Source organism: Neisseria yangbaofengii (genome assembly GCF_014898075.1).
Taxonomy (GTDB): Bacteria; Pseudomonadota; Gammaproteobacteria; order Burkholderiales; family Neisseriaceae; genus Neisseria; species Neisseria yangbaofengii.
In genome coordinates, this window is the sequence record NZ_CP062976.1 from 1,163,217 (window position 1) to 1,178,280 (window position 15,064).

Consider the following 15,064-nt stretch of genomic DNA (forward strand, 5'->3'; position numbering starts at 1 on the left):
GAGGTGTCGAACTCGCTCTAAGACTTTTTTACATATCGATGTCAATATCAACAACTGCCTTAATATCAGATAAAAACTTTAATACTTCTTCCTCAAGGTAAATCGCAGGAACTTCATTGTCTTTAATTAAAATAGTAATGGACACTGCTATTTTTAAGTTCAATACTTCAATTAAATAGTTTAATTGTTGTGTTTTTTTTATAAATAGTGTTTTTATTTTAGATAATTGACTATTGATATCAAAGCTTTCTTCAAAGCCTGTTTGTACGCTCCAAATTGTTTCAATATTTGGTATTTTTTTCCAATTTTTTAACTCTCCTTTTTTTAAAGTCTCACTTGGGTTAACTCCTAAATATTCAGTAACATATTCAGTATCAAAAGTGTCTCCGATGAGAGAAAAATCTACATTTACCAATGTTGAATTATTTTCCATACAAAATCCTTATTTAATAAAATAACCTGTTCTAGTTCCATTTCCTAAACCTCCTTTTCTAAAAATTATGACTTCTCCTGTATTTTTATCAACATACAAATCATATCTGGAATTATTACCCCTACCCATAAATTCTTCTTTAATTCTATGGGCATCTAGCCCTTTTCTTTTTAAATATCCATCATTTATTTTTTGTATATTTTGTTTATCATCGTCATCATCAGGCGGCATAGGTGCACCGGCTGTGCTCTGTGGAATATCATTTGCTTTGTAGCTACCCGAATTGGGTTTATCGGTCTGATTCTCTGACAGACTAAAATCATCTTCAAACTTGCCCGACCAAATATCTTTTAATACCTGTGAAGCATCACAATTGCCCGTTATTGCACAAGCCGCAGCAACAACAAGCCCTGCCTCCGCAACGGGTAATGCATCTTTAGGGGTAAGTCGCCCGCCTCTTTGAATGATGCGGATAACCCTTCTTCCTTTGGATATGGCACTTACTCCATAATTATTCTCCACCGCCCCCTGCGCATTCAGGCTGCCTTGGGCCGCATTAGCTGTGCTGTTTCCGATTGCCGCACCCGTTGCCGTTCCCAATTTCTTTTATTTTGGATCAAGTTTATTCGGTGCATTCCATTCATTCCACTTTTGCCTCTTGCGCTTGCCATTATTCAAACCATACTCCATTTCCATCGCTACCATAATCCGGATTATTCAATAGAAAATTAGAAATTTCATCAATCAGTTCATACTCCTTATCACTTAATTTTCTAATTATCTCTTCTGCATTGCCATGTGAGTAATCCACTATAATTCCTCCTTTCTTAATTATTTGTTCCATAATATTCTTTAAAATCTTAATAACCTCATCAGAATTTAATTCTGGAAAATCTTCCTCAATGCCTATTTTAGTTCTCCACAGCCATACTTCGTCAAAAAGTATTTCATTACTCCGCTTGTCAATATAGTCCTCTATGGTCTTATATCCTTTTAAATTTAATAAATTATTTAAGTAATTAACTTGATCCATATATTTACCTCTCGCAAAGTAATTTATTTTTGATGTATTTTAAAATCTCTTGGCAAGCCTTTAACATTAAAATCTAATGTTTCACCATGTCGAGACGAACCTCTAACACCAAATCTATCTCCATTAGGCAGCTGATACCAAGTACCTCTACCATTACTGTATTTACCGACTTCCTTAGCATTTTTTAACAAATTATTTTTTATTTGATGAAATTCCCGCTGTGAAACAGTTCTAATATTTTCAGTTGCTCCTTTGTTCACGTTTCCCACAAACTCTCCATTTTTATCTTTAACAATGTGATCAATAGAACTCTTATCTTTATCCTCATCATCAGGCGGCATAGGTGCCCCCGCCGATGATCGCGAAACAGCGGCAGATTGTGCATTTGTTTTTTTGTCATTTGCATTATCTGCATTGCCCGAAGCCATATAACTGTCTTCAAACTCTCCGGACCAAACGTCTTCTAATACCTGTGAAGCATCACAATTGCCCGTTATTGCACAAGTCGCAGCAACAACAAGCCCTGCCTCCGCAACGGGTAATGCATCTTTAGGGGTAAGCCGCTTGCCTTTTTGAATGCCGCGGATAACTCGCCTTCCTTTGGATATGGCACTTACACCATAATTATTCTCCACCGCACTATCCGCATTCAGACTGCCTTGTGCTGCGTTTGTCGCGCTGTTTCCGACTGTTGCTCCTGTCGCAGCACCCAGCAAACTTGTAATCGCCGTTACGGTTTCTTTCTGCTCCGCCGTCAGTTTGCTGCCGTCTTTCTCGCCGTAGAGATAGTTGCCGATTAGCGGTGCGGCGGCTTCGGCACTGCCTGCACTGATTGCGCCGGCCAGGGCGTTGTTATCTCCTGCCGCTGCTGTTGCTGCGCCCAATACGGCATGGGCAAGTATAGTCAATCCCCCAAATATAAATTACAATCTCCCCCATGACCTATTCAACAGACTTCCGCCAACTGGCCTTAGCCAAACTCGCCCAAGGCCTCTCCATCCGTCAAGTAGCCAAAGAGCTCGGCATCGGCAGCGATACCGTGTTCAAATGGAAAAAGAATCCCATTCCCAAAGGCTATCCCCAAAGACAGAAAACCCCTCAAAATTACCAAAGAAGCACTGCTTAGAGACGTCGGACAATACCCCGATGCCTATTGCTACGAACGGGCACAACGGCTCAACTGTTCGACCAACGGCATCCACCAGGCATTGAAAAGATACGGAATCAGCCGAAAAAAAGACCAATAAACACCCCAAAGCAGATGTTCGGCTCAGAAAACGCTTTATCAGACTCAGACACCGTTTCCAACTGAAACAGCGTCCGATTGTTTGGCTGGACGAAAGCGGATTCAGAGCTTCCGTCCACCGTCCTTACGGTTATGCCCCAAAAGGCAGACGGTGTATTGATACCCATGACCGGCAGGGACGTAATCAGACTAATGCCATCGGTGCGCTGTATGATAATCAACTGTTTGCGGTCGGTTTGTTTGACTGTTCCATCAACAGCAGGATATTCGACACTTGGGTAGAACGGTTACTGATCCCGCAACTGCCACCCGAGAGTGTAGTGGTGATGGACAATGCGGCGTTTCATAAGGGTAAGGCAGAAGCCTTGCTGAAGGAAAAGGGGCATACCGTCCTATGGATGCCGCCTTACAGCCCTGACTTGAATCCCATCGAAAAGAAATGGGCTTGGTTAAAGGCGAGACGGAGAAAACTTGGGGTGGTGTCTGTGGATGAGTTGTTTAGGAATGTTATTTAAATTTGTGGGATTGACTATATATGGGCGGTTTCTTGTTTAGCGGTAAGTTTGCCGTCTGAATTCTGTTGCGCCAGTTCTTTGAAGTGTTGTCCGATTTGATAGGATACGGCCGGACTTGCCGCTGCGGCGGCAATGCCTGCTGTGCTTTGGGTGGGCGCACTTAAGCCTGCGGCAATGCTGTTGAGCAGCACTTTGCCTTTCTGCCAGTTACCTGCTTTTTGCCGGTACTCGGCTTCGCTGATAAGGCCTTTTTCTTTCTGCTCTTTCAGCGTATCCAGTTTTTGGTTGATTTCGCTGTTGGCCGACTGCACATTTTTGCTGAATTCCTGACTGACCTTCCGCTGCAAATCAATCTCGTTCTGCACCCGCTCTTTGTCAAAGATGTTGTTCAGACGGCCCGAATCCGCTTCGGCGGTTTCGGTGCGGGTGGCGGTGTAGGCCGCTGCTGCCTGTGTACCGTCGGTATCGTTGCCGATGATGATGTTGCGGGTGCCGATGCCGCTTTTGGTAACACTGCTTTGGCTGCCGCCGTCGCTGCCGTAGCCGATGCTGCTGTCGATACCGTTTTTAGCGGCGACGGTTTGGATGCGGCTGTCGGCAGCAGGTGCGGTTTGGCCGAGGCTTTGGCCGCTGATGCTGCCTGATACGCCGATGCCGAAGCCGTCGCCTTCATAGCGGCTGTGGTTTTCAATGTCGCTGTGGCTGATTGAGGCCGTCCGAAAGCGGTTTCTGCCTTCGCTTTCGGCTGTTTCGGTGGCGGTGATGATGCCGCCTTTTAAGTCGGTATGGTTTGCCACGTTGACTTGGAAGCCGTCGTCACCGGCAAAGATGCCGCTTTGTTCGCTGATACTGCGGTGGTCGGCGTTGGTTTTGCTTTGGTTGTAGCCGGCAGTCGCGGATGCGCCGTAACCGACGGTTACCGAACCGCTGAGGTTTTGCTGTTTGCTGCGGTAGACGGCGCTATCCTGTATGCTTTCGATGTTGAGGTTTCGGGTGCTAAGGGCAACGCCTTTGCCTTTTACCTGCGCGCCTTTGAGGGTGGTGTCGCCGCTGCTTTGGATGACGGTGCGGCTGTCTTTGTCGCCGATGTGGGTATGGCGGTGGGTTACGTCGTCACCGTTGCCGTAGCCTTTGCCGTGGTTGCCGCCGGCGGTAAAGCCGAAGGCAAGACCGTTTTGTCCGAATGAAACGGCAACGCCTGCGTTCCAGCCTTCGGATTTGTTTTTACTGCGCTCGCTGCCGGTTTGCTCGGCAGACTGGAGATTGATTGGGCCGTCGGCAATGAGAACGGTTCCGGCTTTGCCCGCAACATCCGAGCCTTTGATGTTGATATGGGATTGTTTGCCTGCTCCTGTGGCAATCAATGTGGTTGTGCCACCGGCAAGGGTTTGTGAGGCTTGGGCTTCTGTTGCCTGTGCTTGTGTTGTTTGCCGGTTTTTTTGTTCGCCGTAGGTAATGGAAACGCTGACTTGTTTGGCTGCTTTTTTAGGATCGGCGGCTACGTTTTGTGCGCTTTTTCCGGCTTGGTAGGCCTGCCAGCCTGTGTTGGCGGCTGCCATGGCATTGACACGGTCGTTTTTGCTTTGTCCGACTTGTTTGCCGCTTTGTGCGACTGAATTGATTTGTTGTGCCAAATCGGTAACGGGCGAGCTGAATGCCACCGTTAAACCTTTTTGTTCGTAGGTCTGGACGGAGGTGCTGTCAAACCGGTTCTGTGCGGCTTCGATGTCTATGCTTTGGGCGGCAATCAGGTTGTTGCCCTCGGGGCTGGAAACGTTACTGCCGATTTGGGTATATTTCTTACCGGCAACGATGGTCGTATCGCCTTTCAGGCTGCCTACGGTGCTGCCTGTGTGTTCTGTTCTTTGGGATTGGTTTTCTGATGCTTCTTTTTTGGTACCGACCGTAAAACCGATGCCTGCGCTCATCAAACCCGATTTTTGGGTTTGGTGATATGTTTCGCTTTGGCTGTGTGTTTGGGTTGTATCGATTTGGACGTTGTTGTCTGCCTGAATATAGGTGCCGTTATCGGAAATAACGTTGCTGCCGCTGATACGGGCATCGTGTCCTGCCTGCATAATCACTTTCTTGCCGTCAAAAGTGCTGCTTTGGGCGGTTTCGTTATGATTTTTGACTTTGTCGGTGATGACTAATTTATTGCCGCCGCCGGTGCTGCCGACTTCGGCTGCTTTGGCATGGAGGGTGTTGCCTGCCAAGAGGGTTATGACAATAAATAAATTCCTTGTGCAAGAATAACATCAATCAATCTATTTTTAATATAAGAATTTGATTTTAAATATATTTTATGAGTAAAATCATAACCGATAGAAACAGTTACTTGGATATTTATAAAAACAAAAGTGCCTATAGGGCGCTCCTTTAATGCATTTAGTATGCTTCTCATGAATTGTTCTTTATTGTTAATTACTTGAACAGGGGCAGAACATTCTGCATAAACATCACCTTGATTTTCATCATATATAAAAGAGAATATTTGAAAAAATTTATCAAATATTTTTTCTATTTCATATATATAGTCAGGATGTTCAAATACTGATGAATAAGAAACGAATTGTTCTTTACTATACTCGTATTCACTTAAAAAATGGTCAAAATAAGATATGGTTAGAACATCAAAATTCTGACTTTCGGCTAAATATTCTTCCTCAACATCTATATATTGACCTGTAATGTTTTTGCTTTCAAAAACTGTTTTCAAACTATCAAATATCATTTCATTTTTCAAATCAAAATATTTCATATTAATCTCTCAAGAATTTTCCATCTTTAGTAATTGTACCAATTCTTCTTCCTTTGGCATCAAGTAATTTCCAGGCACTTCCGCCATGACTTCGTCCTCCAGCTCGATCAGGCGAAATTCGCCAGCCGGTTTTGGGATCTCTAAATTCTGCTTTCGCTCCATTTTGGCTAACTCGATTCGTGAATTTTGACAAATCAATTCTATCCCCTGTTTTTAAATCTCGAGATTTATAATCTTTAACTTGTTCGTCCTCATCATCAGGCGGCATAGGTGCCCCCGCTGATGATTGCGAAACAGCGGCAGATTGTGCATTTGTTTTTTTATCATTTGCATTATCTGTATTGCCCGAAGCCATATAACTGTCTTCAAACTCTCCGGACCAAACGTCTTTTAATACCTGTGAAGCATCACAATTACCCGTTATTGCACAAGCCGCAGCAACAACAAGCCCTGCCTCCGCAACGGGTAATGCATCTTTAGGGGTAAGTCGCCCACCTCTTTGAATGATACGAATAACCCGTCTTCCTTTGGATATGGCACTTACTCCATAATTATTCTCCACCGCCCCCTGCGCATTCAGACTGCCTTGCACCGCATTAGCTGTGCTGTCTCCGACTGCCGCCCCCGTTGCCGTTCCCAACAGGTTTGTAATCGCCGTTACGGTTTCTTTCTGCTCCGCCGTCAGCTTACTGCCGTCTTTCTTGCCGTAAAGGTAATTGCCGATTAGCGGTGCGGCGGCTTCGGCACTGCCGGCACTGATGGCGCCGGCCAGGGCGTTGTTGTCTCTCGCCGCAGCAGTCGCCGCGCCCAATACCGTATGGGCGAGGATGTGAGCGGTTTCCTGTTTACCGGTAAGCTTGCCGTCTGAATTCTGTTGCGCCAGTTCTTTGAAGTGTTGTCCGATTTGATAGGATACTGCCGGACTTGCAGTGGCGGCGGCAATGCCTGCTACGCTGTCGTTCGGTGCGGATAAGCCCGTGGCCACGGCAGCTAGGGCTACGCCGCCTTTTTGCCAGTTGTCGGCCTTTTGATGGTGTTCATTGGCGGTTTGTACGGCCTCGCGGTAGGCGGCCAAATCGCCGTTTTGCAGGGCTTCGGCGACTTTTTGTTCCGCTTCTTTGGTAAGAGCTTTCAGGCTATGGCTTACTAATCATAAATTATCATCCGTAATTTCTTCTTTGAATACGCTAATTGGAAGACTAACGCTATGCTTTGCTAATTTATTTAATAAATCTTTATTGAATATCTCGAAATTACACTGATCTGAATAATAAATATCCATAAATATACTAAACGTATCAGCTCCTTTTGCCTTTAGTAGATGGGAATTTTCTTCAAAAAATTTCACAAATTCTATTTCGTAATTAATGTCAGGAAACTCTGACGAAAATTCATTTTTATGAACTAAATATAGATAGCCTATTCCAAAATCATCAATGACTAAAGAAGTCTTTAGACCTGATAGTACTTCAGTGGGATTAAAATTTTCTCCTGTTACATTTATAGTAAATCTAGCATACATTATAAAAACTCCTGAATATTAATTTTTATACGAGGACTGTTTGGTTTGTTTCCTTGAATGAAAATATCCCCATTTTTGGGATTCCTATAAAAATCAAAATTGTTAGAACCACGTAATTCTTTGCTATACCTTCTAACAATATTTCTTTTAATGTTTGTTTTATGCCAGTTTTTATTTCCTGTCATTTCTTGAATTTGTTTATCAGTCATTTTTTTAGACTGTTTACCATTGCTATCCTCATCATCAGGCGGCATAGGTGCCCCCGCTGATGATTGCGAAACAGCGGCAGATTGTGCATTTGTTTTTTTGTCATTTGCATTATCTGTATTGCCCGAAGCCATATAACTGTCTTCAAACTCTCCGGACCAAACGTCTTTTAATACCTGTGAAGCATCACAATTGCCCGTTATTGCACAAGCCACAGCAACAACAAGCCCTGCCTCCGCAACGGGTAATGCATCTTTAGGGGTAAGCCGCCCGCCTCTTTGAATGATGCGGATAACCCGTCTTCCTTTGGATATGGCACTTACTCCATAATTATTCCCCACCGCACTATCCGCATTTAGACTGCCTTGCACCGCGTTGGCAGTTGTGTCTCCGATTGTCGCACCCGTAGCCGTTCCCAACAGGTTTGTAATCGCCGTTACGGTTTCTTTCTGCTCCGCCGTCAGCTTGCTGCCGTCTTTCTCGCCGTAGAGATAGTTGCCGATTAGCGGTGCGGCGGCTTCGGCACTGCCGGCACTGATGGCACCGGCCAGGGCGTTGTTGTCTCCCGCCGCTGCCGTTGCTGCGCCCAATACCGCATGGGCAAGTATATGGGCGGTTTCTTGTTTACCGGTAAGTTTGCCGTCTGAATTCTGTTGCGCCACTCCTTTGAAGTATTGCCCGATTTGATAGGATACGGCCGGGCTTGCCGCTGCGGCGGCAATGCCTGCTGTGCTTTGGGTGGGCGCACTTAAGCCTGCGGCGATGCTGTTGAGCAGCACTTTGCCTTTCTGCCAATTACCGGCTTTTTGCCGGTACTCGGCTTCGCTGATAAGGCCTTTTTCTTTCTGCTCTTTCAGCGTATCCAGTTTGCGGTTGATTTCGCCGGTGGCCGACTGCACATTTTTGCTGAATTCCTGACTGACCTTCCGCTGTAAATCAATCTCGCTCTGCACCCGTTCTTTGTCAAAGATGTTGTTCAGACGGCCTGAGTTTTGTTCGGCGGTTTCGCTGCGGGTGCCGGTGTAGGCCGCTGCTGCCTGTGTGCCGTCGGTATCGTTGCCGATGATGATGTTGCGCGTGCCGATGCCGCTTTTGGTAACACTGCTTTGACTGTCGCCGTCGCTGCCGTAGCCGATGCTGCTGTCGATACCGTTTTTAGCGGCGACGGTTTGGATGCGGCTGTCGGCAGCAGGTGCGGTTTGGCCGAGGCTTTGGCCGCTGATGCTGCCTGATACGCCAATGCCGAAGCCGTCGCCTTCATAGCGGCTGTGGTTTTCAATGTCGCTGTGGCTGATTGAGGCCGTCTGAAAGCGGTTTCTGCCTTCGCTTTCGGCTGTTTCGGTGGCGGTGATGATGCCGCCTTTTAAGTCGGTATGGTTTGCCACGTTGACTTGGAAGCCGTCGTCACCGGCAAAGATGCCGCTTTGTTCGCTGATACTGCGGTGGTCGGCGTTGGTTTTGCTTTGGTTGTAGCCGGCAGTCGCGGATGCGCCGTAACCGACGGTTACCGAACCGCTGAGGTTTTGCTGTTTGCTGCGGTAGACGGCGCTATCCTGTATGCTTTCGATGTTGAGGTTTCGGGTGCTAAGGGCAACGCCTTTGCCTTTTACCTGCGCGCCTTTGAGGGTGGTGTCGCCGCTGCTTTGGATGACGGTGCGGCTGTCTTTGTCGCCGATGTGGGTATGGCGGTGGGTTACGTCGTCACCGTTGCCGTAGCCTTTGCCGTGGTTGCCGCCGGCGGTAAAGCCGATAACCGGTTTGCCGCTTTGAAATGCAACGGCAACGCCGGCGTTCCCGCCGCTGCTGCGGTTGTCGCTGCGTTCGCTGTGGCTCTGTTCGGCCGATTGCAGTACGATGTCTTTGGCGCGCAATAATGTGCCTTCTTTACCGGCCGCATCTGAGCCGGTGATGTTCAGACGGCCTTCGTCGGCGATCAGGCTGACTTGGCCGCCGCCGATGACTTGGCTGCTTTGGGCGGTACTGCCTTCGCTGTGGCTTTGGGCAGTGTTTTTTTGTTGGCCGTAGGTAAGGGAGACACTGACGTTGGATGCGTTTGCTGCAGATTGCCAATCGCCGGCGGATAGGGCGGCAGCGGTGTTTGCCAGGCCTTTGAGGTTGTCGGGACTGCTTTCTTCGGCCAATAACTTGCGTGTCTGCCATGCGGCATTGGCCGCGGCCATGGCATTGACGCGGCCGTTGTTGCTTTTGCCGACGGTTTTGGCAGCGGCTGCTGTGCTTTGTACGGCCTGAACGACGGGCACGTTGACCGCTACGGTCAGGCCTTTTTGTTCGAGGGTCTGCCGGTAGTCGGTGGCGTAAGTATCCTGCGCCGCTTTAATGTCGATGTTGCGCGCACGAATCAGTACGTCGCCTTCGGGCGAGGAGACGGTCGAGCCGGTTTGGCGGTAGTTTTGTTCGGCAGAAATGACGGTGTCGCCTGTTAAGCTGCCGACGGTCGAGCCGTGATTCACCCGGGTACGGCTGCCGCTGTCGGCGGTGTCTTTTTTGCTGCCGACGGTAAAACCGATGCCGCCCGAACCCATCAGGCCGGATTTTTTGGTTTGGTGGAATTCGCTGTCGTTATAGGTGCTTTGCGCGGCGGTGATGTTGACATCATTGCCCGCCGTCAACACGGTCAGGCCGTCTGAAACCACGTTGCCGCCGCGTACGGTTAAATTGTTATCGGCTGCAATCAACACTTTGCCGCCGCTGATTTCGCTGCCGACCGCTTCGTCGTGCTGACGGCGGTATTGGTCGAGGCCGGTTGTTTTGGAAGCGATGCCGCGCGATTTGGTGTAGATTGATTCGTCCAAATCCAGCGTTTGACGGCCTTCGCTGATGTCGACGTTGCGGCCGGAGAGGGTAACCCTGCCTTTATCGCTGGCGATGCTGCCTTGGCGGACGGTCAAATCGTCTTTGGCGGAAAGCAGGATATCGCCGGCCGCACCGATGACGGTACCCGCTTCGGAAGTTTGGGCAACATGGCGGTGGTTTTTATCGCTCAGTTCGCCCCATTTGCTGTGGGCTTCGAGCTTGGCGGTGCCCAAATCGATGCGGCCGTCTGAAACGATTTGGGTTTTGCCTTTGGACGCTTCGTTACGCAGATTGGCGGCGACGAAGTCGATGCTTTGGTTGGCTTTGAGGCTTAAGAGGCCGTCTGAAGCGTTGTTGACATACAAACCGGCAACGCGGTCGATTTGGGTTTGGCCGTTGCGCTCATCGCCACCGGTAGCCGTGGTGGAGGCAACGCGGAGGCGGTCGGCCTCGACGGCCAACAGGGTGTCGGCGGCGACGGTGCCGCCTTCGATGTTCACATCTTGGCCGCGTAAGCGCACTTTACCGCCTTGAACCACACCGCTGTTGGTGATGTCGGTGGCGGATAGGTCGGCGATTTTACGCCCGGCCAACGTACCGCTGTTGATGATGCTGCCCGTGCCGTTCATCGCCAGTCGGTCGGCACTGATCAAACCGCCGTGGGCATTGATGTCGCCGGGTTTGACGGTGAGATAGACTTTGGGTGCCAACACATCAACCGTGCTGCCGTCGATTAAGGTAAGGGTTTGGGTTTCCAGCCAAACAATGTCGGAAGTGAGGCGTGCTACTTGTTCTGGCGAAAGGGCGATGCCCGGTGTGAGCTGCTGTTCGCGGGCGAAGGTGATGCCGGCTTGCATCAGTGCTTTGAACTGGGCTTCGTCGTTGGTGTAACCGTCGAGGCGGCGGTAGCCGGTTAAGCGGGCAACTTGTTCGTTTACCAGCTTTTGCTCGTAATAGCCGTCGCCTAAGCGTTTGTGCATTCTACTTGGGTCGAGTTTGAGGGCATTGAGCATATAGTCGCTGCTCAGCCATTGTTTGTAGTTGGTAAAGGCGGGATCGGTTTCGACCAGATACGACGGGTGGGCCGGGTTGACGGCATACAGGCTGGATGTCGGCAGCTTGGTATCGGTGTTGAGGGTTTTAATGGGTGCGGGGGTGCTGCCGCCGTGAGTAACGGCGGTTGGAGAGAGATTGGCCTGTTCGGCAGCATTACCGGTTAATGTTAGGGTACTGTATTCCTGTACATCGGAAACTTTGGTTGTAAAGTCGGGGTGGGTGTCCGGCGGATTGGGAATATGGCTGCTTTCTTTGTCAAACTCAATATGACGGCGGCCTCGGGAACCGTGCCTATCATAACTGCCGCCTCGCAGCATACCGGTATTAACAGTGCGGACGGTATCTTTAGCAGCCTGGTTATTGATGTTGGTTTTATCGGTAATTGTGCCGCCGGTCAGAATCATACTGTTATGGTTTAACCATTTTCCTTCAACGTTAAGGTTGCCGCCTACAAGAATTTGGCCGGGACGGTTTTCAACGATTTTCTGTTTGTAAATATCTTGAATATAATCAGCCTGATAGTATTGGCGAACAGCGTATTTGTGCAGCCATTGCTCGGTACCGTCATTGTAGATAAAGCCGAAATCATGTCGTTCTTTGCGGGTCGTACCGTCTTTGCCTTCGGTAAAGAATGGTTCCGCTTCCCCGGCTTTGGTATAGGAAATAATATGTTTACTGCTGTCTAAATATTCGCCGGTCCGGAAATGATTGTTTAGATTTTTTAATGATTTCACCCCAATCCGTGCGTCTCCTCCTGCTTCAATCGTGGCACTGGCATTAATCAAACGATCAGCCATACCCTGCGCCTGATGCTGCTCATCCAAACTGCCGCCAATATTCAAACTGCCTTCGCTGGAAAGCTTCGCTTCTTCCTGATTGGTAATCTCCTTCGCCCCCACGGCCAAATGTTCGCGCGCGGCAATGACGGCGGCTTTGGTTTCGCCATTGGCCGTTTCTTCTTGGTTCACCAGCTTCTCGGCCTCAATCGCCACCCAGTCGCCATACACGCGTCCGCTGCCGATGTTCAGTACGGTATTGCCTGCATCCAAGAGGGTGAGGCCGTTGCTGTTGATTAAGCCGCGGTTGGTAATGTTGTCGGCTTTGAGACGGGTGTCGCTGCCGGATTGGATGGTGCCGGATGCGGTGTTGTCGATGTGGTCGGCTTCCAAGCGTACGAAACGGCTGCCTTCCAGCGTGTAGCTGTTGTGGATGCCGCCTTTGCTGCTGACGGTCAAACCTTGTCCGGCACGGATGTCTTGTGCGGCGGTAAAGCTGTCTTTAAGATTGAGCGACAGGTTTCGGTTGGCCGCCAGCTCTCCTTGCTTGGTCAGTGTTTTGGCTTGGATATCAAGGTGTTGTTCGGCGAGTATTTCGCCTGATGCATTGTTGATGCTTAGACTTTGGCTGCCGCCGTCGTGTATTTTCACGTCTTTGGCCGAACCGATGAGGCCGCGTTGGTTGTCAAGGCCGTCTGAAACTTTGAGCTCGGTCATTTCATCGCTGCGGATTTGGCCTGAGGTATTGTCTAGACGGGCGGCTTCGGCTTTCAGACGGCCTGTGTCGATTTGGCCGCTTTGATTGAGCAGGGCTGCGGCTTTGATACCGGCTTGTCGGTTGACGGTGAGTCGGCCGTTGCTGTTGTCCAAGGTTTGGACGGCCGCAGCCAAACTACCGCCGGATTGCAGGGTACCTTCGCGGTTATCGGTGGTTTGGTTGCGGATGGTGAGCGTTTCGGCAGCGGTCAGTTTACCTTGGCGGTTGTCCAAGGTTTGCGCGGTAATCTCGGCCTGGCGGCTGATGATTTCGGCTTCGCGGTTATCCAGCAGGCTGCCGCCAACGGCCAGTTTGTTCAGATGTAGTTTGCCTGTGTTGCCCAAGCTGTTTGCGGCGTGGATATCCACGCCGCCGTTGGCGGTGATGCTGCCGCTGTTTTCCAGGCCGTCTGAAACCTTCAGACGGCCTTCGGCCAAGGTCAGCGGTACGGCAGCCGCATCATTTTGAGTTTGGATTCGGCCTGACGCGGCGGCGGTGGTCGGTGTGGCAGGCGTGCTTGGGGCAGTATTGCCGCCGTTGCCGGAAACATGGTCTTGGCCGGCATAAGCGATTAAACCGCTATTGTTCAATTTGCCGGCTTCAATATTGAGGCTTTGCAAACCGGTTTGCGCCATGTCGCCGCTGTTGTTCAGACGGCCGGTTTCGATGTCGAAACGGGCAGCCTGTATGGTTTGGCGGTTGTCGAGGTTTTGTGTGCGGATATTCAGTTCGTCGGATGAGGTGATCAGGCCGCTGTTGCCGACTTTCGGGCTTTGAATCGCGGTTTTTCCTTGTGATGACAAGGTGCCGCTATTATCAAACGCCGTGGCTTGAATATTTACACGCGCCGCTGCGCTCGAGCGTTGCGTATTGTCGGCGGCCGCAATACTGCCGCTGTTACCGATTTTACCGTCGGCACTCAGGGTCACACCGCCAGCGGTGGCAAAGGCTTGACCGGCATGATGAACGGCTGCGCCTTTGTCGGTGGAAACCAGCGTAATCTTGTTGGCATACATACCGCCCAGCTGCGCGGTGTCGATGGCCACGGCAGGAGCTGGGCGGCCGTCTGAAACTTGGGTGTGGCTGCCGTCGGTCGCCACATCGTTGCTGCCCGATACCACGCTTAAATCTTTTGCCCATACGCCGGCATTGATTTGCGCGGCGCGGGCAAGCAGGCGGGTGTAATCGGCTCCTGAGGTATCCAAGCCGTCACCGTTGACGGCAATATCGCCGTCGCGTACTTGGAAACTGGTGAGATTGCCGTTGTCAAACAGCGGTTTGCCTGTGGTAAGCGTTACCCCCGCCGCATTGATAAAGCCTGCACCGTTCACCCGGATACCGGCAGGATTGGCCAATACCACCTCGGCACGACGGCCGGCCACTTCGATATAGCCGTTGAGTAGTGAAGGACTGACGCTGTTGACCTGATTCACAATCACCTTGGCTTCGCCGCGTGCCAACCACGGATTACCCTGTATCCAGCCGCCCAATTTGGTCTGCGTGTTGCTGCGGCTGTTGTTCAATATGGCACCGCGTTTGTCAACATCGAATTGGCGGTATTGGTTAACCGATACGCCGCCTGCGGTCGGGGTTTGGATATTGACTTGCGGCAAACCGTTGGCCGTCTGCAAAACGGTGGGTTGTTGGCCCAAAGGCGCGGATTTGTCGGCCTGAAGCCCTGCTGCCCACACGGGGCTGACAGCAGCCGAACCGACCGCCAGCCACACCGAGAACGCCGCCATCTGTATCTGAAACTTGGCCGCACCCGCAAGGCCGTCTGAAATAGCCGCTTTGCCGTCTTGCACGTTTTTACCGTCGCGTGCGGTGTTTTCGGCAACAGCCATCATCATGCCGCGCTTTTTATTGAAGATGACTTTGTAGCAGGTTTTGTTCATGGCGGGTTCCTATAAAGCGGAAATACCCCCGTGCCTGTGTTTTCAGACG

The 15,064-nt window shown here is 50.1% G+C and carries 10 protein-coding genes and 2 pseudogenes; 3 read left to right on the top strand and 9 right to left on the bottom strand.

The window, feature by feature from the left end; all coding sequences use genetic code 11:
- Positions 1 to 28: 28 nt before the first annotated feature.
- The 4 genes from H4O27_RS05590 to H4O27_RS05605 form a co-directional block, all read right to left on the bottom strand.
- Positions 29 to 433: a DUF4279 domain-containing protein gene (locus H4O27_RS05590; RefSeq protein WP_165011073.1), complete on the bottom strand. Its 405-nt coding sequence runs from the start codon at positions 431 to 433 to the stop codon at positions 29 to 31.
- 9 nt (positions 434 to 442) lie between these two features.
- Complete coding sequence (locus tag H4O27_RS05595; protein WP_165011072.1) at positions 443 to 1,033, bottom strand: polymorphic toxin type 33 domain-containing protein; 591 nt, start codon at positions 1,031 to 1,033, stop codon at positions 443 to 445.
- Positions 1,034 to 1,103: 70 nt separating this feature from the next.
- Positions 1,104 to 1,466: a hypothetical protein gene (locus H4O27_RS05600; RefSeq protein ID WP_165011071.1), complete on the bottom strand. Its 363-nt coding sequence runs from the start codon at positions 1,464 to 1,466 to the stop codon at positions 1,104 to 1,106.
- A gap of 23 nt (positions 1,467 to 1,489) precedes the next feature.
- Positions 1,490 to 2,374, bottom strand: a complete 885-nt coding sequence (locus H4O27_RS05605; protein WP_193004358.1) for a VENN motif pre-toxin domain-containing protein — start codon at positions 2,372 to 2,374, stop codon at positions 1,490 to 1,492.
- Positions 2,375 to 2,403: 29 nt separating this feature from the next.
- On the opposite strand from H4O27_RS05605, the gene H4O27_RS13370 reads away from it, so the two are divergent.
- The 3 genes and pseudogenes from H4O27_RS13370 to H4O27_RS05615 all read left to right on the top strand — a co-directional run.
- Positions 2,404 to 2,592: a helix-turn-helix domain-containing protein gene (locus H4O27_RS13370; protein WP_255525197.1), complete on the top strand. Its 189-nt coding sequence runs from the start codon at positions 2,404 to 2,406 to the stop codon at positions 2,590 to 2,592.
- Positions 2,585 to 2,713, top strand: a complete 129-nt coding sequence (locus H4O27_RS13585; protein WP_371870282.1) for a hypothetical protein — start codon at positions 2,585 to 2,587, stop codon at positions 2,711 to 2,713. The genes H4O27_RS13370 and H4O27_RS13585 overlap by 8 nt, the downstream gene beginning before the upstream one ends.
- Positions 2,709 to 3,227: pseudogene (locus H4O27_RS05615) on the top strand (IS630 family transposase); the annotation flags it as partial. The gene H4O27_RS13585 and the pseudogene H4O27_RS05615, both read left to right, overlap by 5 nt.
- A 17-nt stretch (positions 3,228 to 3,244) precedes the next feature.
- On the opposite strand, the pseudogene H4O27_RS05620 reads toward H4O27_RS05615, so the two are convergent.
- The 5 genes and pseudogenes from H4O27_RS05620 to H4O27_RS05640 form a co-directional block, all read right to left on the bottom strand.
- Positions 3,245 to 5,452, bottom strand: a pseudogene (locus H4O27_RS05620) (hemagglutinin repeat-containing protein); the annotation flags it as partial.
- The gene (locus H4O27_RS05625; protein WP_165011092.1) at positions 5,449 to 5,988 is read right to left on the bottom strand and encodes a hypothetical protein; all 540 of its coding nucleotides are present in this window, start codon (positions 5,986 to 5,988) and stop codon (positions 5,449 to 5,451) included. The gene H4O27_RS05625 and the pseudogene H4O27_RS05620, both read right to left, overlap by 4 nt.
- Position 5,989: 1 nt before the next feature.
- Complete coding sequence (locus tag H4O27_RS05630; RefSeq protein ID WP_226883454.1) at positions 5,990 to 7,063, bottom strand: VENN motif pre-toxin domain-containing protein; 1,074 nt, start codon at positions 7,061 to 7,063, stop codon at positions 5,990 to 5,992.
- Between the two features lie 75 nt (positions 7,064 to 7,138).
- Positions 7,139 to 7,510 (bottom strand): interleukin, encoded by a 372-nt coding sequence (locus H4O27_RS05635; RefSeq protein ID WP_193004360.1) that lies wholly within the window; start codon positions 7,508 to 7,510, stop codon positions 7,139 to 7,141.
- Positions 7,510 to 15,015 (bottom strand): two-partner secretion domain-containing protein, encoded by a 7,506-nt coding sequence (locus tag H4O27_RS05640; protein ID WP_193004362.1) that lies wholly within the window; start codon positions 15,013 to 15,015, stop codon positions 7,510 to 7,512. Before H4O27_RS05640 ends, H4O27_RS05635 begins: the two co-directional genes overlap by 1 nt.
- Positions 15,016 to 15,064: the final 49 nt, after the last annotated feature.

Excerpts from the sequence above, each read along its gene's own strand:
- H4O27_RS05590 (WP_165011073.1), bottom strand. The coding sequence starts at position 433 with ATGGAAAATAATTCAACATTGGTAAATGTAGATTTTTCTCTCATCGGA.
- H4O27_RS05600 (WP_165011071.1), bottom strand. The coding sequence starts at position 1,466 with ATGGATCAAGTTAATTACTTAAATAATTTATTAAATTTAAAAGGATAT.
- H4O27_RS13370 (WP_255525197.1), top strand. The coding sequence starts at position 2,404 with ATGACCTATTCAACAGACTTCCGCCAACTGGCCTTAGCCAAACTCGCC.
- H4O27_RS05625 (WP_165011092.1), bottom strand. The coding sequence starts at position 5,988 with ATGAAATATTTTGATTTGAAAAATGAAATGATATTTGATAGTTTGAAA.
- H4O27_RS05635 (WP_193004360.1), bottom strand. The coding sequence starts at position 7,510 with ATGTATGCTAGATTTACTATAAATGTAACAGGAGAAAATTTTAATCCC.
- H4O27_RS05640 (WP_193004362.1), bottom strand. The coding sequence starts at position 15,015 with ATGAACAAAACCTGCTACAAAGTCATCTTCAATAAAAAGCGCGGCATG.